This is a genomic window from Acinetobacter baretiae (genome assembly GCF_015627105.1).
Taxonomy (GTDB): domain Bacteria; phylum Pseudomonadota; class Gammaproteobacteria; order Pseudomonadales; family Moraxellaceae; genus Acinetobacter; species Acinetobacter baretiae.
The window spans coordinates 94,748-117,436 of record NZ_VTDM01000005.1 but is presented as its reverse complement, the minus strand read 5'-3'; the positions used below and the strand labels follow the sequence as shown (position 1 = coordinate 117,436).

The following is a 22,689-nucleotide window of genomic DNA, read 5'->3' as shown; positions in this document are numbered from 1 at the left end:
ATCTAAACATCTAAACATCTAAACATCTAAACATCTAAACATCTAAACATCTAAACATCTAAACATCTAAACATCTAAACATCTAAACATCTAAACATCTAAACATCTAAACATCTAAACATCTAAACATCTAAACATCTAAACATCTAAACATCTAAACATCTAAACATCTAAACATCTAAACATCTAAACATCTAAAAATGCTTAACGAGCTGTAGTGGTTAAGAGTTTTTATAAAAAAGATTAAAATACAATAATTTTATACGAATAAGAAGAGTATGGCATGTGTGAAAAGTTGATACTGTCACATCGAACGCTGTTATTAATAAGGTCATACCGTTCATAGAATCAATGTTTTGAAAGAGATTTTATGCTTTGTATATTTATCTATGAGATCTCAATACATATTCATCAACATGTACGCTAAGAGAAATAAACCAATAGATTAAATCAAATTATGTTTATCTAAAATTTGGTCATGAATTATTCATAGGAGAGATTGTTTTATTTAAGATTAGGTTTATCCATGACCCAAATTTAATCTAAAGATCTGTATTTTATTGTCTGTCGATAGATATAAAAAAGCAGCCAATTAAATTGGCTGCTCATCAATGATATTCAAATTAGTTAAGAGTTCGGGCTTTCAACACGTTCAATACTTACTTTTGCTGTACCTGAGTTGGTTATTCCTAATTTTTTTGCTGCACCATAAGATAGATCTAAAACACGGTTGCCATGGAATGGGCCACGGTCATTGACTTTCACAACCACACTTTTACCATTATCTTTGTTTGTGACACGAATATAACAGTTTAGAGGTAAGCTACGATGCGCTGCTGTCAGTGCATTCATGTCAAAAGTGTCGCCATTAGCTGTTTTTCTGCCATGAAATTGGCGACCATACCAAGATGCAACACCTGTTTGAGTGAAGCGTCTTACCGTATTAGATGCAACACTATTTAAACGATCGATGACAGAAGGTTCATCTTGTGGTAATTCTACCTTGGAGTTGAGTGCTTGGCGACGAACTGTGTCATTAGAACGCTGTGAAATAGATAAACTTTCAAGCGAAGGTAGATTTTGGTTATTATAGTTATCACGATTAAGTACTTTTGCCGCAAGGCTCGGAATATCGTTGTCTGAAACAGAAGAGGATGAATTTTGTACTAAATCTGCATTACTAACTTGTGTAAAGGATAAACCTAGACTTACTGCGATAAAGAATTTTAAAGGTGAATGCACGAATTGAATCTCCTAGACCTCTTGCTTTACTCAATTTAATCTAAGACTAACTGGGAGCAAAAACAAACATGTCTGAATGCAGACAAGAGTGAATATCATTGATGTTGGGCAATGATATTAGCCTAAGAGTAAAGATGTCTAGGAATTGGCCTGAATGAGTTACAAAAAGGCTAAGCTTTGTGAATTTTTAGGTTAATTTATAACCAAATTTGTAACAAATAGTAAAATTTAACGAATTCTTGAATCTACGGTCGTACCGAGTTGCCAAACGGCAGTTGCATACATACGACTGCGGTTATAGGTCGTAATCACTTTAAAATTATGAAATGTAAGATAGTAAATCGGGCCAGATTCACTTTGTAGTTGAATCAATGACACAAGCTCTAAAGGATCTATAGTCATGTTTGGGTTGAGTACGACCACGCCTTGTTGTTTTAATACGCCGTATGGTACAGGTATATTGACATCTTTACTAATGACAGCTTCAGGTGTCGAGCCTGTGTACTGTGCTGCAACTGCAATGGGTTGATTAGATTGCCAACCGTGTGCTGATAAGTAATTGGCAATAGACGCAATTGCATCTGGTGCTGAATTGCGTAAATCAATGTGGCCACTATGATCATAGTCAATGCCATATTTTGAAATATTGCTTGGCATAAATTGTGGAAACCCAATTGCACCAGCATAAGATCCGACAATACTTCCTGTTGGATAGCCTTCTTTATAGCACCATGCAATCAATGCTGCCAATTCATCTTTAAAGTAATCACTGCGTCGAGGATAACCAAAGGCGAGCGTTGCTAGTGCATCACGAGTGACTATGCTGCCTTTGTTTTGCCCAAAGCCTGTTTCAACACCGAGTATGCCTAATATAATGGCCTTAGGTACTCCAAACTGTTGTTCTGCACGATTGAGGGCATCTGCATATTGGTCTTCAAAACGTACACCACGCTGAATGGTACTATCTACCAAAAACATACTTTGGTATTGATACCAAGGCTTACTTTCACCGGGTTTTTCCATGATTTTTAAAATATTAGGGCGGTTTTGAGCACCCAACATAGCTTGGTCTATTTGTTCACTACTTAGCCCATACTTTTGCATGGTCTGGTATTTAAAATCGTTGTAATTTGGGTCGTTGGCAAAATCATTGGCATGGCCTACAGTGCTTATACATAAAGCCATTGTGCATAACGTAATGTGCTTAAAAAACTTTTGAATAAAGGTGGAAGTCATCTGTAATCCAATTAGCGATGTGTGTGTATAGACATAACAATGCCGAAGGTGGTCATTAAGGTAATAATAGCGGTTCCACCATAACTCATAAAGGGAAGTGGAACACCTACAACAGGTAAAATACCGCTGACCATTCCTGCATTAACAAAAACATAAACAAAAAATGCTAAGCCGTATGCACTTGCAACTAAACGACCATAGTTATGAAAAGATTGCATCCCAATTTGAAATGTGCGACAAATAATTGCAAAGTATAAGAAAATGAGTATACAGACACCGATTAAACCAAACTCTTCTGAATAGGCTGCGATCACAAAATCAGTATGCCCCTCAGGCAAGAAATGAAGATGTGATTGTGTACCATTTAAAAAGCCTTTTCCTGAAAATCCACCAGATCCAATTGCCGTTTTAGATTGTATGATATTCCAGCCTGTACCAAGAGCATCTGCCTCTGGGTTTAACAAAGTCATAACGCGTTGTCTTTGGTAGTCGTGAAGTAAAAATTCCCATGCAACAGGAATAATAACACCTGCGGCAGCACATGCAGCTGCGATAAGTTTCCAAGACAAGCCACTTAAAAACAAAACAAAAATACCACTGCCGAGAACTAAAAGTGATGTGCCAAGGTCAGGTTGTTCTGCAATTAAAATAAAAGGAATAAAAATCAAGACTAAGGTAATGCACACATTTTTAAAGTTTGGTGGGAGAGGGTAGCGAGTTAAAAACCAAGCGGCCATCATTGGCATTCCAATTTTCATGAATTCACTAGGTTGGACACTTCCTACACCGGGAATATCTAACCAACGCTGTGCCCCCATACGAATTTCACCAAATATTTTGACTGCTGCCAATGAAAGTACGGCACACACGTAAAGATAAGGTGAAAAAGCCTGAAATATTTTAGGTGGAATTTGTGCAATAATAATAAGTGCAACAAAGCCAATACCAAAGCTCATCGCTTGTTTAGTTACGAGTCCGACATCTTGTGCTGAAGCGCTGTAGAGTACAAATAAACCGAGGCCTGCATTCATGAGTAAAAATGAAAATAACCAAGGGTCAATGTGAATACGTTGCCACACAGATGGTTTCATTGCGGTGCTTAAGCCATCACGCGGTGATTGACGTAAAAACTTATATTGTGTATTTGGTGAAGATGGCGGCATAAAAATTACAATCTACAATAATTTGCAAGACAAATGCTATCACAATAAATGAAATCATGTGTGAGCAAACGTATCACTACAGATGCTGATAGGGGCTTTATTTATTCAATGAAAAATAAAGCGTCATGTTGTTCTGCGAGTACTTTTAACTCGGCTTTGTTGAGTTGAGGTATAATTTTGTCGATGGCCACATGAATGGCTTTTGTGGTAGTGATACAGCCAATATCTGCGGTTTTTCTTTTAATCATGCCTAAGTTTAAGGTCTGATAAAATTTATGCATAAAATGACGAATAACTTCATCTGCAAAAAGTTTGTAGTCTGCTGTTAAGAGATCTGTATTGACTCTTTTTCCTAATTTTAGATCATCAAAATGTTGTTTTAAATTAATTACGATGTCTTGTGGAAGTTGGTGACCAATTTTATCTTCGTTTTGTGTGGTTTTAAATAAGCTTTGCTTGGAAAAGGCAATAGACTGTTTTAGGCTTTCTGTATCTGATTTTCCAAGTAGTTGTTTAAGTAAGACCGCTACACTAGATTGAATGAAATGAGCTAATTTTGCTGCAGTTTCTTTTTTTTCACTGGCTGGAAAGTTAGTAATCACTTGAGTAACCAATGTATCAATGATTTCTTGATTGATTGCAAGTGCAATGTCATTTCTCAGTTGATGTAAATCGACGTTATTTCTTTTTGAAATAAATTGTTGTGTTCTTTCTAAAAGTTGGTTTGAGGGAGAAAATCCAAAGTATGCCATGTGAATATCTCATTAATATTATTCTTTATTATATGATGAAATAGAATAATATTGTGAAAATTACAATGATCAGGGGTGAATTTACACACATCACCCCTGATTAATTTATTGTCTCGCCAATCGTAGAGGAATTGTGGGTATCCATGCCCAATGAGAACTTCTACAAGGGTTAATATCTAGGCCACCACGTCGTGTATATGCGGCGTAAACCATCAGTTGCTCAGGTTTTAACACCTGCCAAACTTCAGCAAAAATTTGTTCAACACATTGTTCATGAAAACCATTATGCTCTCTAAACGAAATGATATATGCCAAAAGTGATGCGTGATTTATTTTTTGACCACGATAGCGAATAAATAAAGTTCCCCAATCCGGTTGACCCGTGACAGGACAATTACTTCTGAGTAAGTTACAATGCAATTGTTCTTCAACAATCTCTTGTTCATCTGATGCTAAAGACAGTAAAGATGGATCAGGAGAGAGCGCATGTTTAGAGGGGGTTAAGTGGTCAATACATTGCCCAGATGGTTGGTCTACGTGTAAGCCATTGACATCAATGAGGTCTAAGTGGATTTGCGCTTGAGCAACTTTTGAGAGGTCATCTTGTACAGTTTGAATCAAGTGATCTTGTGAATCAAATGACGTAAAGTTTAAACTGTTAAAATACAGCTTTAGTGATTTTGATTCGATTAAGTAAGTTGAGGTGGCAGGAATGGTTAAGCGGCCAATGGCGACTTGTGGGAAGTTATTTGTGTTTAACCAAGATAATTCAAAAACATGCCACCAATCGACACCGTGTTCAATATGTGGAACATGTTGGTAGTTTTGGCGTGCTGTTGCACGCAAAATTGGAAACAATATATTTGGTTGATATGTCGTTGGATAGTCGGTTTCTTTGCCGAGTAATGATTTTTCAACACTCATTCACGTATTCCTGAACCTCTAGATAATAAATAGTAAGCAATGGCATAAAATACAGCACAGAAGATCGTCATTATAACTAATGATACAATGACATTAACATCACTGTGTCCTAAAATACCGTAGCGAAAGGCATTGACCATATATACAATTGGATTGATCAGTGATAAGTTTTGCCAAAAGGCACTTAAACTGCTCATAGAATAAAATACACCGCCTAAATAGGTCAGGGGAGTTAATATAAATGTTGGTACGATGGAAATATCATCGAAAGATTTTGCATAAAATGCATTAATAAAGCCAGCAAGAGAAAATAATAAACTTGTCACGACAACAGTATAAATAGTCACAAAAAAGTTATAAATACCTAGATGTGTGAAAAAAAGGCTCACAAGTGTGACGATAAAACCAACGCATACGCCACGACAAATACCACCAATCACATACCCCCAAAGTACAAGATACATAGGTGTTGGGCTAGTAATTAATTCTTCGATACTGTGTTGAAACTTCGCACTAAAAAAGCTAGAGCAGACATTAGAGTAACTGTTAGTAATAACAGACATCATAATTAAACCAGGTACGATAAACTGCATGTAGCTAAAGCCTGCCATTTCACCGATCCGTGAGCCAACAAGGTTGCCAAAAATGACAAAATATAAGCTCATGGTAATGGCAGGTGGGAGTAGTGTTTGTGGCCAAATTCGCATAAAGCGTCTGACTTCTTTGTAGATGAGTGTCCACAGAGCAACACGTAGTTGTGATAAATTCATGATGTTGCCTCTTGTAGATTTTTCTCTACCATTTTGACAAAAATTTCTTCTAGACGATTGGTTTTATTACGCATGCTACGCACTTTAATATCGAGAGTATTAAAAAGTTGAAAAATTTCATTGAGTGAATGTGCTTTGTTCATGGTGACTTCAAGTGTCATTGGATCAATTAAATTAAACTCAATACCAATCAATTGAACATTTAATGGTTCAATGGCTTGTTCTAAATCGAAAATGAAAGACTCTTCATTGAGTTGTCCTAAAAAGTCTTTCATGGCGGTATCTTCTTTAATCACACCATGATCAATGATTGCAATACGACGACACAGCATTTCAGCTTCTTCTAAATAGTGTGTCGTTAAAATAATAGCTGTACCTTGTTCATTCATTTCTTGTAAAAAGCCCCACATTGAACGCCGTAGTTCAATGTCTACACCGGCTGTAGGTTCATCTAAAATGAGCAGTTTAGGGTTATGCATCATGGCACGGGCAATCATGAGGCGTCGTTTCATTCCCCCAGAAAGCATGCGTGCTTGTACATCTTTTTTAGACCATAATCCCAATTTTTCTAGATAATGTTCTGCACGTTGTTCGGCAATTTTTTTAGGAATACCATAGTAACCTGCTTGAGTAACCAAAATATCAAAGGTTTTTTCAAAATGACCAAAGTTAAACTCTTGTGGTACGACACCTAAACATTGTTTGGCATTAGATGGATGAGTTTCTAAATTATGACCGAAAATATGCACTTGTCCTGCTGTTTTTTTGGTCAATGAACTGATAATGCCAATGGTTGTAGATTTTCCAGCTCCGTTTGGCCCTAAGAGTGCATAAAACTCACCTTCTGGCACGGTGAGGTTGATATTTTTAAGTGCTTGGAACCCATTTTTATATGTTTTTGAGAGTTCTTGAAGTACCAAGGCAGAAGTCATAAATATCTCACAGCTAAAGGAATAGGTGATGGTGTGGGTATTATATAAAATAAACTCACGTTGTAGGAAATATTAAACCACTAGGGCAATATGACCATCGAAATCTGACATTTCGCGCATTGTATGATAGAAATAGATTAAAATACAAAATATGAGTAGGTATGTTTTTATTTGAATGGATTAATTCAGAGGTTAATTGGTACGCCTAGCGGGACTCGAACCCACTCCACAGGCTTCGGAAACCTGTACTCTATCCAGTTAAGCTATAGGCGCATGGCGCACATCATAACAAAAAAATGCATAAGGTAAAGCATTGATATTATAAATTGCACCTTATGGACAGGATTTGACCAAAAAAATTATTGCTCATCATCGAGTGATTGATGCTTTTTACCTTCTCGTTTGCAGCGTTCAGAGCAGTATTTGATTTCATCCCAACATCTTGCCCATTTTTTACGCCAACTAAACGGACGGTCACAAAAAATACAAATTTTTTCAGGTAAGTGCTGTTTTTTCATCACATGAATTGATTGTAAGTGAGGGGTATGAGAAATATTAAGTATCATTATGATACGCACTGAGTCTATGCAAAGAGGTGAAACTCTTTATATAGACTCAGCTGTCGAGGAATAAATTAGTAAGTTAAGCCTTCAAGCGCACTTTTTGCACGAGCATGGCCTTGATCGGCAGCTTGGCGTAGCCATTTAATGCCTTGACTACGATTTTGGCTAGCACCAATACCGTCTAACAACATTACACCTAAGTTATACTGAGCAATTGCATTGCCTTGCTCAGCTGCTTTTTTAAACCAATCTATTGCTAGATTTTGGTTTTTTGGTACACCCTGACCTGCTTTATAAGCAAGGCCTAAGTTAGTTTGTGCAGTACTGTTACCTTGTTGAGCCGCTTTTCTAAACCATTGTGTCGCTACATCGTAATCTCTAGGAACATCTTGCCCTGCAATATAAAGTAAACCTAAGTTGGTTTGCGCAGTAGTATCGCCTCTATTTGCAGACTGTCTTAACTGATCAAGCGTTGTATTGTTGTTGGTTGAACCTGAGTTATTGTTCGACCGTGCCGCTGTAGATGATGCTGGTGCTTGTACATCTCTATTTGTTTGTTGAGATGTTTGATTTGTTCCACGAGAATTGTCTTGGCTCATGTTGCTACGTGAGTTTTGTTGACTATTACGTGAACTTTCTTGGCTAACGCTACTTGTACGCGAGTTGTCTTGGTTGATATTACCGCGAGACATCTCTTGTTGATTCATGCTGTTGCGTGAGCTCTCTTGGTTGGTGTTACCGCGAGATACTTCTTGTTGATTCATGTTCGTACGTGAACTCTCTTGGTTTACGTTACCACGTGAATTGTCTTGACTCATGCTGTTGCGTGAGCTCTCTTGGTTGGTGTTACCGCGAGATATTTCTTGTTGATTCATGTTCGTACGTGAACCTTCTTGGTTTACGTTACCACGTGAATTTTGATTTGAGTTATTTGATAATTGAGCAGGTAGCGCAATCTCTTTCGCTTGAGGCGAATTTTGATTTCTGCTAATAGAAATATCTTGGCTATTGTTACGCGTGTTCTGGCCTTGATTTTGAGCAGTTCTTCTTACATCGTTACTGTCAGTATTTCTGCTGCTATTATTCATGTCAGATGATCTAGACACATTGTCTCTGTTTGTCGAGTTTGTGTTTTGATTTGCTCTGTTTGAACTATTTACATTGCTTGCAGAATTTTGCTGACGTGCGTTGTTTTGTTGCTGCCCATTTACTGATCTATTTTCATTGCTGTCATTAAAGTTATTTGCATGTACAGCAGTCATGCAAGTTAACAATGGCAAAGCTGATAAGACAATCGAACTTAATTTCATATTTAAAAAACCTTTTAGATATTGGAAAAACCTTTTAGGAGTCTTCACATGATTTATGTATTAGATGATAACAAGCTCAGCCCGATTTGTCTGTTTTTTATTTGTACAATTTAGTTGTGTGCGATACTTATATTGTATGCGTTTTGCTAAGAAAATATGTTTTGTTGTAATTTTAGGGCATATTTTCTACTAGACGCACCTTTTATAGCATTGTTTTCTCCAAAGCCTGTTTTAAGTAAGGATCTAATTCATTTTGCTTAAGTAACCATTGTACATAATCTTTGGGGAGTTCTTGAATAGGCGTTCCTTTATGTTTTCCAAAACTTAATTTTTTTGGAATACGTGCATCTTCAGATGCCAAATATAAATCATGTATGTTTTTTACACCAGTAAGCGCAATAATATGCATCAAAATGTTCGCTGTTAAAATAATATCGGCATCTGCACGGTGCGCTCCTTTTAGTAACTCTCTGGCTCTTAAACTGCCTTGACTAATTTGATAAATCAACGCAGAAATATTATGGGCTTCTGCATCTGGCCATACAGATCTTGCTAATGCAAGTGTGCAAATTGGTTTAAGTTTTGAAGTGTCTACACCACAGCGAGAAATGGCTTGTATATCATAATCAATATTGTGACCAATGATATATTCAACGGAATGGGGAAGATTAAAGGTTGTATAGTGCGGTTGATTGACTAAATCAGACTCTAAAATATGATGTACAGCCATAGATGCAAAAGAGATGGGTTGATCTATAGAATAGAGTTGATCGAAAATCTTTTCTTTCGTTAGGGTTAATTGACCTTGCTCTAAGCAAATCGGTGCATATGCAATTTCGATGGGCAACCCATTGAGCGTATGCGTTTCTGTATCTAAAATAATACTTTGCATGAGCGTGAAGTGATCTCAGATGAAAAGGCTACTGTAGCATTTTGTATATGTTGTCACAATCTAGATATTATCTTGTTATTGATGAAGATTGTTTTGATGTGTTGTATATTTGCACATGAAATATTTTGTAGGGTTTTGGCGAAAGTTCATGCCGAAAAAGAATTCAGTTCATGTTACAATAATGACTAGTTTTAGCACGGCTGAATAGCCCCTAATAAATAGGACCTCGAAAATGTTTGCCAACATTTCTATCTCTGAGTTTGATCCAGAACTAGCACAACAAATCACTGCTGAAGACGCACGTCAAGAAGCGCATATTGAGTTAATTGCATCTGAAAACTATTGTTCTCCTGCTGTTATGGAAGCACAAGGTAGTAAGTTAACTAATAAATATGCAGAAGGCTATCCTGGTAAACGTTACTATGGTGGCTGTGAAAATGTTGATGTGGTCGAACAATTGGCGATTGATCGTGCAAAAGCATTATTTGGTGCTGACTATGCAAATGTACAACCCCATGCAGGTTCTCAAGCAAATGCAGCTGTTTACTTGGCTTTATTAAGTGCAGGTGACACCGTACTTGGTATGAGCCTTGCACACGGCGGACATTTAACACACGGTTCTAAAGTGAACTTTTCAGGTAAAACGTATCATGCTGTGCAATATGGTTTAAACCCAGAAACAGGTGAAATTGATTACGAAGAAGTTGAGCGTTTAGCAATAGAACACAAACCACGCATGATTGTTGCAGGTTTTTCTGCATATAGCCGTGTTGTTGATTGGCAACGTTTCCGTGATATTGCTGACCAAGTCGGTGCTTACTTGTTTGTAGACATGGCGCATGTTGCAGGATTAGTTGCAGCTGGTATTTATCCAAACCCTGTACAAATTGCAGATGTAACCGCAACTACTACTCATAAAACATTACGTGGTCCACGTTCAGGGCTAATTTTAGCAAAAGCAAACGAAGAAATAGAGAAAAAACTACAATCTGCTGTATTTCCGGGTAACCAAGGTGGCCCATTAATGCATGCAATTGCAGGTAAAGCAATTTGCTTTAAAGAAGCAATGACACCTGAATTTAAAGAATATCAACAACAAGTGGTTAAAAATGCACAAGCAATGTCGAATGTGCTTGTAGCACGTGGTTACGATATTGTTTCTGGTGGTACAGACAACCATTTGTTTTTATTGTCGTTGATTAAACAAGATATCACAGGTAAAGAAGCAGATGCTTGGCTAGGTCATGCCCATATCACAGTGAATAAAAACTCTGTACCGAATGATCCACGTTCACCATTTGTAACTTCTGGTATCCGTATTGGTACACCTGCTGTGACTACACGTGGCTTTGGCGGAGCAGAAGTATCTGATTTGGCGCATTGGATTGCTGATATTTTAGATAGTAAAGGCGATGATGCCGTGATTGCAGAAGTTAAAGATAAAGTGGCTAAAGTTTGTGCTAAGTTTCCTGTATATGCATAACTGATATGCCATGATGTCATTTTAATGGCCATCTATGGATCACAAAAACCGAGTTAACTGTGTTAGCTCGGTTTTTTACTTTAATGATCTGTGTTGAACGGCGCTAGGAAAAAAATGGTTGTGGTTGTTTTGATAACTCTAGGATTTTCTTGTAATCATGGTTAGACTATGGCGCAATTGTATTTCACCTACTGACATAATCATATGTTATCTGGGTATCTTTATTTGAGAATAGTGAAAAATGAAAGAGTCGTTACGTTTACGTTTAGAGCAATTGGCAGATCGCCATGAAGAACTGACAGCACTGCTAGCAGATATAGAGGTGATTTCAGATAATAAGCGTTTTCGCACATTGTCACGTGAACATAATGATTTAGCTGAACTGACTGAATTTTGGCAAAAATATCGTCAAGCAGAAGAAGATATTGTCACTGCAGAAGACATGTTAGCTGACCCTGATTTTAAAGATATGGCGCAAGAAGAGATTCGTGAAAATCAAAACTTACTTAAAACGCTTGAAGATCAGCTAAATATTTTAATGATTCCAAAAGATCCCAATGATGCCAATGCGGCATATTTGGAGGTGCGTGCTGGTACAGGTGGAGATGAAGCTGCTATATTTTCTGGCGACTTATTTCGCATGTATAGTAAGTTTGCTGAATCACAAGGTTGGCGTATTGAAATCTTATCTGAAAATGAAGGTGAGCATGGGGGGTACAAAGAGATTATTTGCCGTATTAATGGTGAAGGTGTATACGGTCGCTTAAAGTTTGAAAGCGGTGCTCATCGTGTACAGCGTGTACCTGCTACGGAATCTCAGGGGCGTGTGCATACGTCTGCATGTACTGTAGCGATTTTACCTGAAGTAGATGTAGATACAACAGTAGACATTAATCCTTCTGATTTACGTATAGATACATATAGAGCATCTGGTGCAGGTGGTCAGCACATTAACAAAACAGATTCTGCGGTACGTATTACTCATATTCCATCGGGTGTTGTGGTTGAATGTCAAGAAGAACGTTCACAACATAAAAATAAAGCAAAAGCATTGGCTTTACTTGCATCACGTTTGGAAAATGCTAAACGTCAAGAGCAAGAAAATGCAACTTCAGAAATGCGCCGTGATTTAGTCGGTTCAGGAGATCGTTCTGAGCGTATTCGTACTTATAACTATCCACAAGGGCGTATGACAGACCACCGTATCAATTTAACGCTGTATAAGTTAGATGCTATTGTTGAAGGTGATTTAACGGAGTTGCTCGATAGCTTACATCGTGAGTATCAAGCAGATCAGTTAGCAATGATTGCACAACAAAATGGTGGCTAAGGTGCAAGTGTTTGAGGCGTTAAATGTGTATGGCGATGTAGACAGCTATGAACGTCAAGAGGCGGTGTGGTTACTTGCACATATTTTAAATATAGATAGTCTGTCTTTGAAATTGATTTTATCTCAACCATTGACTGATTTGCAGTACCAAGAGTATGTCGCTGGCATTGAACGTTTGAAGAACCAAGAACCTTTGGCATATATTTTAGGGTCTCAACCATTTTGGACACTAGATTTAAAAGTAACTAAAGATACTTTAGTGCCTAGACCCGATACAGAAATTTTGGTTGAAACGGCGTTAACTTTAGATCTTCCTCGCCATACTTGCATGTTGGATTTAGGCACAGGAACGGGTGCTATTGCTTTAGCATTGGCAAGTGAGAGGCCACATTGGACAGTGTGTGCCACAGATATTTATGAACCCACTTTAGATGTGGCAAAATACAATGCTCAAAAACATGATTTAACACGAGTTGCATTTTTAAAAAGCCATTGGTATCAAAATCTAGTTGGTCGTGTTTTTGATTTAATTGTTTCAAACCCACCATATATTGCACCTGATGATCTACATCTTCAAAATTTAACCACCGAACCATTAAGGGCATTAGCGAGTGCAGAAAATGGATTAGCAGATCTCATGCAAATTATACAAGGTGCAACCAAGCATCTAAATCCTGCAGGATGGTTAGTGCTAGAGCATGGATTTGATCAAAAACATGCAGTACACGTACTCTTTGAACGTGCAAAATTTAGTCACATTCGAACTATAAAAGATTATGCAGGTCATGATCGTGTAACCATTGCACAATATCTAAACGGATAATACTGTGAATTTTTTAGTATAAGTAACTGATATTTATGGTTTTATATTTATATGGGTTCGGCTTGAACATAGTTTTCAATACAAGAATTATGTTATACTCACAAAAGTAATACATTTGCCGATGAAGGGGCACAAGGCATTTCGTCATAAAAAAAAGCAGTGTTAATCACCGCTTTTTTCAATGTGTATTTCGCTGTATCTGAATTCAGCTATGTAATCATTTTACTGGTTTGTAAAGACTCAATCACAACAATGGCACTAATTTTGCTTGCTTGTGAAACAAATATATACATTCTTATCTTTATGCTCCAGTGTTTACATCATATTGGACAACGACATTTAATAGGGGCTATTTATGGCGAATCCTCAATCCTCTTCTGGTCTACTAGAACGTCTTTTTAAACTCAGCGAAAATGAAACTTCTGTAAAAACAGAAGCTGTTGCAGGTTTAACGACGTTTTTAACCATGTGTTACATTATTATTGTTAACCCTCTCATTCTTTCTGTCACAGGTATGGATCATGGTGCCGTATTTGTAGCAACATGTATTGCAGCAGCAACAGGTTGTTTAGTGATGGGGCTACTTGCAAATTACCCAATTGCTTTAGCACCTGGAATGGGGCTAAATGCCTACTTTGCTTACTCTGTATGTTTGGGTATGCATATTCCATGGCAAACAGCACTGGCTGCTGTATTTATGTCAGGTATTATTTTTATTTTGATTAGTTTGGTTCGTGTGCGTGAAATGATTATTAACGCCATTCCGTTATCACTAAAATTTGCCATTGGTGGTGGAATCGGACTTTTTCTTGCATTGGTTGCACTTAAAAATGCAGGTATTATTGTTGCAAATCCTGCAACTACAGTGGGTTTAGGTAATATTAAAGATCCTAAAGCTTTATTGGCGATTTTAGGGTTGTTTATTACAGTTGCTTTGCATTATTTCCGTGTCCGTGGTGCGATTATTATTGGTATTTTAGTAATTACCATTATTGCAACCTTCATGGGTTTAAATGAGTTTAAAGGTGTAGTAGGTGCAGTGCCTTCAGTTGCACCAACTTTTTTACAAATGGATTTCTCGAATCTATTTAGTGCAACTTTAGTGGGCGTTATTTTTGTATTTTTCTTAGTAGATTTATTCGATTCTACAGGAACTTTAGTGGGTGTAGCACATCGCGCAGGTATTATTAAAGATGATGGTAAGATTCCTCGTTTAAAGAAAGTGCTTTTGGCGGACTCTACTGCAATTGTTGTTGGTGCGGGTATGGGAACATCTTCAACAACACCATATATTGAATCTGCATCTGGCGTTGCTGCAGGTGGTCGTACTGGTTTGACAGCGGTTGTGGTTGCCGTTTTATTTTTGATTTGTTTATTCTTTTTTCCATTAGCACAATCTGTACCTGGTTTTGCAACTGCACCTGCACTTTTGTTTGTAGCTGTATTAATGATTCAAGGCATTACCAAAATTGATTGGAGTGATATTACAGAGGCCGTTCCTGCATTTTTAACCATTGTATTTATGCCATTTTCTTACTCTATTGCTGATGGTATTGCATTTGGATTTATTAGTTATGCTGTTGTTAAACTTATTACAGGTAAGGCAAGTAGTGTGCATTGGATGGCATGGGTGATTGCTGGACTTTGGGTCTTGAAATTTGCAATTTACGGTGGCTAAATGGGCAAGATATAGATCGTTTTTTGGGGTGTAAGTATTTACACCCTTTTTTATTATGAGGTATTGCAATGCACCCAATTGATTTTATTAAAAAACTTCCTAAAACAGAACTGCATGTTCATATTGAAGGGACTTTTGAACCAGAACTGATGTTTGAAATTGCTCAAAGAAATGCTGTTGATATTCCATTTAAAAGCATTGAGGAAGTGAAACAAGCATATAATTTTCATAATTTACAATCATTTTTGGATATTTATTATGCTGGTGCCAATGCGTTGATTTATGAACAAGATTTCTATGATCTTACATGGGCATACTTTGAAAAATGTAAGGCTGATTACGTTGTTCATACAGAAATATTTTTCGATCCTCAAACACATACAGCAAGAGGCATTGCATTTGAAACGGTACTCAATGGTATTTTACGTGCTTGCCAAGATGCTGAAAAAAAATTAGACATCTCTTCACAGTTAATTTTGTGTTTTTTACGTCATTTAACAGAAGAAGATGCATTTAAAACACTGGAACAGGCCTTACCATTTAAACAGCATATTGTAGGGATTGGTTTGGATTCGAGTGAATTGGGTCATCCACCTTCAAAATTTGAACGTGTTTTTGCTCAAGCTCGTGCGGAAGGTTTTTTAATTGTAGCACATGCAGGTGAAGAAGGTCCGGCATCTTATGTATGGGAAGCATTAGATTTATTAAAAGTAAATCGAATTGATCATGGTGTGCGTTCTGAAGAAGATGATGCTTTACTACAGCGTTTAATTACAGAGCGTATGCCATTAACAGTGTGCCCTTTGAGTAATTTAAAGCTATGTGTTGTTGATGATATGAAGCAGCATAATATAAAGCGTTTATTGGAGCAGGGTGTATGTGTGACTGTTAATTCAGACGATCCTGCTTATTTTGGCGGATATATGAATGACAATTTCATTGCAATTACGAACGCATTACAACTGAGTCATGATGACTTGAAAACATTAGCCATAAATTCTTTTGAAGCATCGTTTTTACCTGAAGCGAAAAAAGAATATTGGATCAACATGATCAAGTCGATTGACTAAAAAAAGGCACTCATGAGAGTGCCTTTTTTTTAACTTTTGCCTTGTGATGTCATACTTTTAAGTACATTATCACGGTCTATAAAATGGTGTTTTAAAGCAGCGAAAATGTGACCGACAATAAGTAATCCTGCAAACCAAGACAAGTAAACATGGATAGGTTTGACAATTGCAGTCAAGTTTGGGTTAGGTTCAATGAGTGTTGGTAAATTAAATAAGTAAAGAACAGGTGCAGGATGGCCTGCAGACCAACTAAATAAACATCCTGTAATTGGAAGTGCTAGTAAAATAAAATATAAAATCCAATGAATGAGGTGTGCAATTTTTTTCATTGGTATAGACATATTTTTAGGTAATTTCGGGGAAGGATGTGTGTATCGCCAAAAAATACGTATAACAATTAAAAAAAGAATAGGTGTTGCAATATTTTTATGTAGTGTAATCACATTTCCTTTAAAAGCACCATCTGCATTGTAGCTTAAGAAGTTACCACTGTAAAAACCAATAAACCATGCAGTAATAAAAATTGCGGCCATCAGCCAATGTAAAATTTGAGCCGTACGTGTGTAATATTGCGGTCTGGCAGACATTTGAAATTCTCTAATAAGAATAGAAATAATGGTCTATACACCATATAAAGAGTGCTATTTAATCACAATATACAAATATACAACGGTGTGTTGCAGAATGTGTAACGATAAAGTGATTCAGTTTGGCTTAAATATGCTCGAACTGCATTGATAGCTATATTTTATTTGTGTAGATTTCTTCAAAATAGATGATCTGATAAAAGGATAGACATAATGAGTAAGAAATTATTGTATGTAGCACCAATCGCGTTAATATTGAGTGCTTGTGTGACAGGTACAGGAAGCCCATCTAATGCAGATACGTCAAACTCACAAGGCACGACTCAGCAAATTGGAATGACTGCATTAAAAATTGCAGTAAATGCCAAGTGTACAACAGAGCTTAATAATACAGCCGCATGGAAAGTTGCCAGTCAAGTAATGACTGTGCAACAACAGCAAAACGCACAGAATGAAGTATGTGGTTGTGTGAGTGATAAAGCAATTCAAAGTGTAACTGTGGTTGATCTTGCCAATGCAGCATTTGATCCTACAGCTCGTACTAGTATTGCAACAAAAGCGATTAATAATACTGTACATGCTTGTGTTGCAGAAGTATTAAAATCATGATGATTGCTGGTGTAGATGAAGCAGGGCGAGGACCTCTTGTTGGTTCAGTGGTTGCAGCAGCAGTTATTTTAGATCCTGATCGTCCGATTATGGGTTTAAATGATTCAAAAAAACTCAGTGAAAAAAAACGTGAGCAATTATTTGTAGAAATACAAGAAAAAGCATTGGCGTGGTCTATTGCTGAAGCGACACATGAAGAAATTGATCAGTTAAATATTTTACAGGCGACATTCTTAGCAATGTGCAGAGCGGTTAATCATTTATCTGTTGTGCCGAATAAGGTACGCGTAGATGGAAATCAAAAGATTAAAAATTTGGATATAGATTGTGAGGCAGTCATTGGTGGAGATGCTTTACATGCAGAAATTAGTGCTGCTAGCATTTTAGCAAAAGTGTACAGAGATCGGCAAATGGTCGTTTTAGATCAAGCGTATCCGATGTATGGTTTTGCAAAACATAAAGGTTATCCGACGAAAGCACATCTTTTGGCGATAGAAGAATATGGTGTTTTGAGAGAACATCGAACTAGTTATGGGCCGATTAAGAAGCGTATCGCATCAGTTAGGTGATTGGTAGGTAAACCCAAGCGGTAAAGATTCTTGGGTATTACCATCATACTGATTGGCCAAGTGATAGGTCTTACTTATCTTGATGTAATTCATCATAAAAAGCAGGCTGATACGCTTGATCAATTTGTTGCAAATGCTCGTGCATAGCACGCTCATGTTGGATACGTTGGTAAATTTCTTCACGGTGTACAGATACTTCTTTGGGAGCGTTTACGCCAATGCGTACTTGATTTCCTTTTACCCCAAGTACGGTTACGCTGACTTGGTCCCCAATCATTAAAGTTTCTCCGACACGTCTAGTCAGAATAAGCATGTTTATCTCCTTGCTATGTACTAAACCTGCGGTTTTTTTTACCTATAAAGCATATGCAAAAATTTAACCACAATTTTGAAAAGACAATGGTGTAAAATATACACACTTTTTCAAAAAATCTGATACTTAATATAACAGAGCCACTTTATATAAAATAGAGTGGCCCTTAAAAAAATATGAAAATCCGATATTTGGTATCGAACTTTTAAATGATTAGTTATGCACGAGCACTACTTTCGCCATGTTCACGGTCTAAACCAAAGGCTGTATGTAGACAACGAACTGCTAACTCTAAATAGTTTTCTTCAATAAGTACTGAAACTTTAATTTCAGATGTCGAAATCATTAAAATATTGATCCCTTCATCGGCAAGTGCAGTAAACATTTTACTTGCAACACCAGCATGTGAACGCATACCTACACCCACAATAGATACTTTAACAATATCTTCACGACCAGCAATTTCACGTGCTTTAATATTTTTAGCGATGTCTTCTAAAATACTTTTTGCTTTTGCATAATCACTGCGGTTGAGTGTAAACGTAAAATCAGTCGTTCCATCTTCTTCAATATTTTGTACGATCATATCGACTTCAATATTGGCAGCACTGATGGGTGAAAGGATTTTTGAAGCAATACCAGGTTCGTCAGGAACGCCTAAAATCGTTAACTTGGCTTCGTCACGGTTAAATGCAATACCTGAAATGATAGGTTGTTCCATGTTGTCTTCTGCCTCGGTTGTAATGAGTGTACCTACGTTTTGTTTAAATTCTTCATCAAATGCACCATCGTTGTCATTGTCGAAGCTAGACAATACACGTAGTGGTACTTGATATTTTCCTGCAAATTCAACAGAGCGAATTTGAAGGACTTTAGAGCCTAAAGATGCCATTTCAAGCATTTCTTCAAATGAAATGCGATCAATTTTTTTGGCTTTTGGCACCACACGTGGGTCAGTTGTATATACGCCATCTACATCGGTATAAATTTGACATTCATCTGCTTTGAGTGCAGCAGCTAATGCAACCCCTGTCGTGTCTGAGCCACCACGCCCCAAAGTTGTTGTATTGCCCAACGCATCAATGCCTTGAAAGCCTGCCACAACAATGACTTTTCCTTGTTCAAGGTCAGCGTTGATTAGGTCGGTATCAATTGATTCAATGCGTGCCTTAGTGAATGCATTGTCGGTTTTAATCGCAACTTGACGTCCTGTGTAAGATTTTGCATGTACACCAATTGAGTTGAGTGCCATTGCCAACATGGAAATCGTCACTTGTTCACCTGTAGAGACCATTTGATCGAGTTCACGTGGTTCTGGTGTTGTGGTAATGGCTTTAGCGAGAGCAAGTAAGCGGTTGGTTTCACCACTCATTGCAGATACAACAATCACGACTTTGTGACCGTGATCATGCCAACGCTTTACACGTCGAGCAACATTTAAAATGCGCTCAGGCGTGCCCATTGAAGTACCACCGTATTTTTGAACGATTAATGCCATAGTTATTCCATATAAACCATGACCCTAAGAGGCATTTAGGGTCTGTCAATTACACAAAAGTGAAGTTTTAGCGACATTCAAGCCATGCAGGCAATGCTGCAACCACTTGGTCAAACTTCTCGTTAAGTGGAGCGCCACCTTGTGCGAGGTCAGGCTTACCACCACCTTTACCACCAAGCTCTGTTGCAAGATGCTTGATAATGTCACCTGCTTTTAATGTTGCAGTGTATTGTTTTGCAACTGAAGCAAGTAAGCTCACTTTGTCTGCATCTACTGCAATTAACACAATCACTGCATCATCGAGTTTTGATTTTACACTGTCATGTAAGTGACGTAGTGATTTTGCATCTGTATTTTGTACAGTTGCGACTAAAGTTGGACGTTCTTGAATGTTTTTTACATGTTGAATTAATTCGGCAGCATGTACATGGGCAAATTTTTGATTCAGTTGATCGAGCTGTTTTTGTAGTGAAGTACTGTGCTCAATCTGAGCTTGTACTTTATCAACAGTTTGATCTTTTTGTGCTTTAAGTAGAGCATTTACTTGATGAATGGTGCTATCTGCTTTTTGTACGTGAGAAAGTGCGTGTAATCCTGTCACAGCTTCTATACGACGAACACCTGCGGCAACGCCACTTTCTGAGATGATTTTAAATAAACCAATCTCACCTGTGTAACTTACATGAATACCGCCACAGAGTTCTACCGAAAATGCTTGATCATCTTTGACTGTACCCATGGTAAGTACACGTACAGTTTCACCATATTTTTCACCAAATAGCATCATTGCACCTTTGGTTTTGGCGGTTTCAATGTCAAGTACTTCAGTCACTACTGCAGTGTTTGCGATAATTTCTTGATTGACACGACGTTCAATCTCTTGAAGCTGTGCAAGATCAATCGCTTGTTCATGAGAAAAGTCAAAACGAAGTACATCTGAGGCAACCAAAGAACCCTTTTGTGCAACATGTGTGCCTAAGATTTCACGTAATGCAGCATGCAGTAAATGCGTTGCAGAATGGTGTTTTGAAATGGCTTTACGAAGTTCTGGTTGTACCGTTGCATCAACATTTTGTGTTGTCGTTAAGCGACCTACGGTAACAACACCTTGATGAATAAAGGCATTTCCTGACTTTTGAGTATCAATCACTTCAAAGATGCCTGTATCGTTTTTAAACACACCCGTGTCACCGACTTGGCCACCACTTTCTGCATAAAATGGAGTGTGATCAAGTATGATGAGAGCTTCATCTCCTTCATGGACTTCGTCAACTGATTGCCCATCTTTGTAAATAGCAACAATTTGTCCTTGGCCTTGAGTGGCTGTATAGCCATCAAATTGTGTTGGAGTATCTACTTTTACAATGCTGTTGTAGTCAAGTTTGAATTTACCTGCATCACGCGCACGTTGGCGTTGAGCAGTCATTTCAACTTCAAAACCTGCTTCATCAATGGTGAGTTCACGTTCACGAGCAATATCTGCTGTTAAGTCTGCAGGAAAGCCATAGGTGTCGTAAAGTTTAAACACAATTGCACCTGGAATAACTGTGCCTTTGATGTGTGCAAGTTCTGTTTCTAGGACTTTTAAGCCTTGTTCAAGGGTTTTGGCAAATTGTTCTTCTTCTTTAATTAAAGCCGCTTCTATACGTTGACGTTGTTCAATCAGCTGTGGGTAAGCATCACCCATTACATCAATTAAAGGCTGTAACATTTGATAGAAAAAAGTACCTGTTGCACCTAATTTGTGACCATGACGAATTGCACGGCGAATAATACGGCGCAGTACATAACCACGACCTTCATTGCTTGGATTGACACCATCTGCAATTAAGAAACAACATGAACGTGCATGATCTGCAAGTACACGTAAAGAAGGTTGCCCTTGATCATCAATGCCTACAATTTTAGCCGCAGCTTGTAGTAGGTGTTGGAATAAATCAATGTCATAGTTTGAGTTGACATGCTGTAGCACGGCTGAAATACGTTCTAAGCCCATGCCTGTATCGACAGATGGAGCAGGAAGCGGTTCTAGTGAACCATCAGCAGTACGATTGAACTGCATAAAGACGTTGTTCCAAATTTCAATAAAACGGTCGCCATCTTCTTCTGCTGTGCCCGGTAGGCCACCCCAAATGTGGTCGCCATGGTCATAAAAAATCTCAGAACAAGGGCCACAAGGGCCTGTATCACCCATGGCCCAAAAATTATCTGATGCGTATGGACCACCTTTATTATCGCCAATACGAATAATACGTTCAGCTGCAAGCCCAATTTCTTTATGCCAAATGTCAAATGCTTCGTCATCTGTATGATAGATGGTTACATAAAGACGATCTTTTGGTAATTGCAATGTTGTTGTTAAAAATTCCCATGCAAATTCAATGGCTTGTTTTTTGAAATAATCGCCAAATGAAAAGTTACCAAGCATTTCAAAAAAAGTGTGGTGGCGAGCTGTGTAACCGACATTATCTAAATCGTTATGTTTACCACCTGCACGAACACATTTTTGTGATGATGTGGCACGAACATAACCACGATCTTCTAAACCGAGTAGGCTATCTTTAAACTGGTTCATCCCTGCATTGGTAAATAACAAGGTTGGGTCGTTGCTTGGAACAAGAGAGCTCGAAGCGACACGTGTATGACCTTTAGTTTCAAAGAAATGTAAGAAGGCTTCACGAATTTCAGCGGACGTCATAAAACGTGTACTCACAACAAGTCACTCCATTTGGTTTTATCGTATAGCTGTAATCTTCGGCATTTATTGGCTTAGAGAACAACATAACTGTTAAATTTTAAAGGTTAAAAGTATAACTAAAAATAGCTGTATGACCAATGATTTTACAGAGAAAGCCTGACAAATGTACCAATAAGATGCATTGATGTATCTACATATTCAAACTTTGAGTAATATAAGCGTTGTTTTGGATAGATGATAAAAAGGG

At 37.7% G+C, this 22,689-nt stretch carries 21 protein-coding genes and 1 tRNA gene; 7 read left to right on the top strand and 15 right to left on the bottom strand.

Going from position 1 to position 22,689, the window contains the following annotated elements; all coding sequences use genetic code 11:
- Nucleotides 1-627 precede the first annotated feature (627 nt).
- The 11 genes from I2F17_RS02805 to I2F17_RS02755 all read right to left on the bottom strand — a co-directional run bounded on the left by I2F17_RS02805 (nucleotide 628) and on the right by I2F17_RS02755 (nucleotide 9,784).
- Nucleotides 628-1,242 carry a septal ring lytic transglycosylase RlpA family protein gene (locus tag I2F17_RS02805; protein WP_196421942.1) on the bottom strand — a complete coding sequence of 205 codons (615 nt, stop codon included), beginning with the start codon at nucleotides 1,240-1,242 and terminating at the stop codon, nucleotides 628-630.
- Nucleotides 1,243-1,470: 228 nt separating this feature from the next.
- Nucleotides 1,471-2,478 (bottom strand): lytic murein transglycosylase B, encoded by a 1,008-nt coding sequence (mltB, locus tag I2F17_RS02800; RefSeq protein ID WP_211139047.1) that lies wholly within the window; start codon nucleotides 2,476-2,478, stop codon nucleotides 1,471-1,473.
- 11 nt (nucleotides 2,479-2,489) lie between these two features.
- The gene (rodA, locus tag I2F17_RS02795) at nucleotides 2,490-3,641 is read right to left on the bottom strand and encodes a rod shape-determining protein RodA (RefSeq protein WP_211139046.1); all 1,152 of its coding nucleotides are present in this window, start codon (nucleotides 3,639-3,641) and stop codon (nucleotides 2,490-2,492) included.
- 101 nt (nucleotides 3,642-3,742) lie between these two features.
- Nucleotides 3,743-4,393, bottom strand: a complete 651-nt coding sequence (locus I2F17_RS02790; RefSeq protein ID WP_211139045.1) for a hypothetical protein — start codon at nucleotides 4,391-4,393, stop codon at nucleotides 3,743-3,745.
- A gap of 105 nt (nucleotides 4,394-4,498) precedes the next feature.
- Nucleotides 4,499-5,317, bottom strand: a complete 819-nt coding sequence (queF, locus tag I2F17_RS02785) for an NADPH-dependent 7-cyano-7-deazaguanine reductase QueF (RefSeq protein ID WP_211139044.1) — start codon at nucleotides 5,315-5,317, stop codon at nucleotides 4,499-4,501.
- Nucleotides 5,314-6,087, bottom strand: a complete 774-nt coding sequence (locus I2F17_RS02780) for an ABC transporter permease (protein ID WP_196421947.1) — start codon at nucleotides 6,085-6,087, stop codon at nucleotides 5,314-5,316. The genes queF and I2F17_RS02780 overlap by 4 nt, the downstream gene beginning before the upstream one ends.
- A complete protein-coding gene (locus I2F17_RS02775) occupies nucleotides 6,084-7,019 on the bottom strand; it encodes an ABC transporter ATP-binding protein (RefSeq protein WP_196421948.1) in 936 nt (311 codons plus the stop codon). The genes I2F17_RS02780 and I2F17_RS02775 overlap by 4 nt, the downstream gene beginning before the upstream one ends.
- A 197-nt stretch (nucleotides 7,020-7,216) precedes the next feature.
- Nucleotides 7,217-7,292 (bottom strand) — tRNA-Arg (locus I2F17_RS02770).
- A gap of 86 nt (nucleotides 7,293-7,378) precedes the next feature.
- The gene (locus I2F17_RS02765; RefSeq protein WP_235985906.1) at nucleotides 7,379-7,585 is read right to left on the bottom strand and encodes a DUF2256 domain-containing protein; all 207 of its coding nucleotides are present in this window, start codon (nucleotides 7,583-7,585) and stop codon (nucleotides 7,379-7,381) included.
- A 68-nt stretch (nucleotides 7,586-7,653) separates the two neighbouring features.
- Nucleotides 7,654-8,892: an SEL1-like repeat protein gene (locus I2F17_RS02760; protein WP_196421950.1), complete on the bottom strand. Its 1,239-nt coding sequence runs from the start codon at nucleotides 8,890-8,892 to the stop codon at nucleotides 7,654-7,656.
- Between the two features lie 202 nt (nucleotides 8,893-9,094).
- Nucleotides 9,095-9,784, bottom strand: coding sequence for a DUF3820 family protein (locus tag I2F17_RS02755; RefSeq protein ID WP_196421951.1), 690 nt, complete (start codon nucleotides 9,782-9,784; stop codon nucleotides 9,095-9,097).
- A 232-nt stretch (nucleotides 9,785-10,016) separates the two neighbouring features.
- Here I2F17_RS02755 and glyA point away from each other — a divergent pair, with 232 nt between their 5' ends.
- The 5 genes from glyA (at nucleotide 10,017) to I2F17_RS02730 (ending at nucleotide 16,168) form a co-directional block, all read left to right on the top strand.
- Entirely contained in the window at nucleotides 10,017-11,267 is a 1,251-nt protein-coding gene (glyA, locus tag I2F17_RS02750; RefSeq protein ID WP_211139043.1) for a serine hydroxymethyltransferase, read from the top strand.
- A 241-nt stretch (nucleotides 11,268-11,508) separates the two neighbouring features.
- Nucleotides 11,509-12,597: a peptide chain release factor 1 gene (gene prfA, locus I2F17_RS02745; protein WP_196421953.1), complete on the top strand. Its 1,089-nt coding sequence runs from the start codon at nucleotides 11,509-11,511 to the stop codon at nucleotides 12,595-12,597.
- 1 nt (nucleotide 12,598) lies between these two features.
- Nucleotides 12,599-13,420, top strand: coding sequence for a peptide chain release factor N(5)-glutamine methyltransferase (gene prmC / locus I2F17_RS02740; protein ID WP_196421954.1), 822 nt, complete (start codon nucleotides 12,599-12,601; stop codon nucleotides 13,418-13,420).
- A 355-nt stretch (nucleotides 13,421-13,775) separates the two neighbouring features.
- Nucleotides 13,776-15,098 carry an NCS2 family permease gene (locus I2F17_RS02735; protein WP_211139042.1) on the top strand — a complete coding sequence of 441 codons (1,323 nt, stop codon included), beginning with the start codon at nucleotides 13,776-13,778 and terminating at the stop codon, nucleotides 15,096-15,098.
- 68 nt (nucleotides 15,099-15,166) lie between these two features.
- Nucleotides 15,167-16,168, top strand: coding sequence for an adenosine deaminase (locus I2F17_RS02730; protein ID WP_211139041.1), 1,002 nt, complete (start codon nucleotides 15,167-15,169; stop codon nucleotides 16,166-16,168).
- 29 nt (nucleotides 16,169-16,197) lie between these two features.
- On the opposite strand, the gene I2F17_RS02725 is transcribed toward I2F17_RS02730, so the two are convergent.
- Nucleotides 16,198-16,755 (bottom strand): cytochrome b, encoded by a 558-nt coding sequence (locus tag I2F17_RS02725; RefSeq protein WP_196421957.1) that lies wholly within the window; start codon nucleotides 16,753-16,755, stop codon nucleotides 16,198-16,200.
- A 213-nt stretch (nucleotides 16,756-16,968) separates the two neighbouring features.
- Between I2F17_RS02725 and I2F17_RS02720 the strand changes: the two genes are divergently transcribed.
- Together I2F17_RS02720 and rnhB are read left to right on the top strand one after the other, a co-directional pair.
- Nucleotides 16,969-17,364 (top strand): hypothetical protein, encoded by a 396-nt coding sequence (locus I2F17_RS02720; protein WP_211139040.1) that lies wholly within the window; start codon nucleotides 16,969-16,971, stop codon nucleotides 17,362-17,364.
- Complete coding sequence (rnhB, locus tag I2F17_RS02715; RefSeq protein WP_196421959.1) at nucleotides 17,361-17,933, top strand: ribonuclease HII; 573 nt, start codon at nucleotides 17,361-17,363, stop codon at nucleotides 17,931-17,933. The genes I2F17_RS02720 and rnhB overlap by 4 nt, the downstream gene beginning before the upstream one ends.
- Before the next feature lie 70 nt (nucleotides 17,934-18,003).
- Here the strand turns inward: rnhB and csrA are convergent, their stop codons facing one another.
- The 3 genes from csrA to alaS form a co-directional block, all read right to left on the bottom strand.
- A complete protein-coding gene (gene csrA, locus I2F17_RS02710; RefSeq protein ID WP_196421960.1) occupies nucleotides 18,004-18,246 on the bottom strand; it encodes a carbon storage regulator CsrA in 243 nt (80 codons plus the stop codon).
- Between the two features lie 217 nt (nucleotides 18,247-18,463).
- The gene (locus I2F17_RS02705) at nucleotides 18,464-19,744 is read right to left on the bottom strand and encodes an aspartate kinase (protein WP_196421961.1); all 1,281 of its coding nucleotides are present in this window, start codon (nucleotides 19,742-19,744) and stop codon (nucleotides 18,464-18,466) included.
- Nucleotides 19,745-19,811: 67 nt separating this feature from the next.
- Nucleotides 19,812-22,457: an alanine--tRNA ligase gene (gene alaS, locus I2F17_RS02700; RefSeq protein WP_211139039.1), complete on the bottom strand. Its 2,646-nt coding sequence runs from the start codon at nucleotides 22,455-22,457 to the stop codon at nucleotides 19,812-19,814.
- Between the last annotated feature and the right edge of the window lie 232 nt (nucleotides 22,458-22,689).

What these genes read in the sequence shown, in the direction of transcription:
- mltB (WP_211139047.1), bottom strand. Translation starts at nt 2,478, where the DNA reads ATGACTTCCACCTTTATTCAAAAGTTTTTTAAGCACATTACGTTATGC.
- rodA (WP_211139046.1), bottom strand. Translation starts at nt 3,641, where the DNA reads ATGCCGCCATCTTCACCAAATACACAATATAAGTTTTTACGTCAATCA.
- I2F17_RS02790 (WP_211139045.1), bottom strand. Translation starts at nt 4,393, where the DNA reads ATGGCATACTTTGGATTTTCTCCCTCAAACCAACTTTTAGAAAGAACA.
- queF (WP_211139044.1), bottom strand. Translation starts at nt 5,317, where the DNA reads ATGAGTGTTGAAAAATCATTACTCGGCAAAGAAACCGACTATCCAACG.
- I2F17_RS02780 (WP_196421947.1), bottom strand. Translation starts at nt 6,087, where the DNA reads ATGAATTTATCACAACTACGTGTTGCTCTGTGGACACTCATCTACAAA.
- I2F17_RS02775 (WP_196421948.1), bottom strand. Translation starts at nt 7,019, where the DNA reads ATGACTTCTGCCTTGGTACTTCAAGAACTCTCAAAAACATATAAAAAT.
- I2F17_RS02765 (WP_235985906.1), bottom strand. Translation starts at nt 7,585, where the DNA reads ATGATACTTAATATTTCTCATACCCCTCACTTACAATCAATTCATGTG.
- I2F17_RS02760 (WP_196421950.1), bottom strand. Translation starts at nt 8,892, where the DNA reads ATGAAATTAAGTTCGATTGTCTTATCAGCTTTGCCATTGTTAACTTGC.
- I2F17_RS02755 (WP_196421951.1), bottom strand. Translation starts at nt 9,784, where the DNA reads ATGCAAAGTATTATTTTAGATACAGAAACGCATACGCTCAATGGGTTG.
- glyA (WP_211139043.1), top strand. Translation starts at nt 10,017, where the DNA reads ATGTTTGCCAACATTTCTATCTCTGAGTTTGATCCAGAACTAGCACAA.
- prfA (WP_196421953.1), top strand. Translation starts at nt 11,509, where the DNA reads ATGAAAGAGTCGTTACGTTTACGTTTAGAGCAATTGGCAGATCGCCAT.
- I2F17_RS02735 (WP_211139042.1), top strand. Translation starts at nt 13,776, where the DNA reads ATGGCGAATCCTCAATCCTCTTCTGGTCTACTAGAACGTCTTTTTAAA.
- I2F17_RS02730 (WP_211139041.1), top strand. Translation starts at nt 15,167, where the DNA reads ATGCACCCAATTGATTTTATTAAAAAACTTCCTAAAACAGAACTGCAT.
- I2F17_RS02725 (WP_196421957.1), bottom strand. Translation starts at nt 16,755, where the DNA reads ATGTCTGCCAGACCGCAATATTACACACGTACGGCTCAAATTTTACAT.
- I2F17_RS02720 (WP_211139040.1), top strand. Translation starts at nt 16,969, where the DNA reads ATGAGTAAGAAATTATTGTATGTAGCACCAATCGCGTTAATATTGAGT.
- rnhB (WP_196421959.1), top strand. Translation starts at nt 17,361, where the DNA reads ATGATGATTGCTGGTGTAGATGAAGCAGGGCGAGGACCTCTTGTTGGT.
- csrA (WP_196421960.1), bottom strand. Translation starts at nt 18,246, where the DNA reads ATGCTTATTCTGACTAGACGTGTCGGAGAAACTTTAATGATTGGGGAC.
- I2F17_RS02705 (WP_196421961.1), bottom strand. Translation starts at nt 19,744, where the DNA reads ATGGCATTAATCGTTCAAAAATACGGTGGTACTTCAATGGGCACGCCT.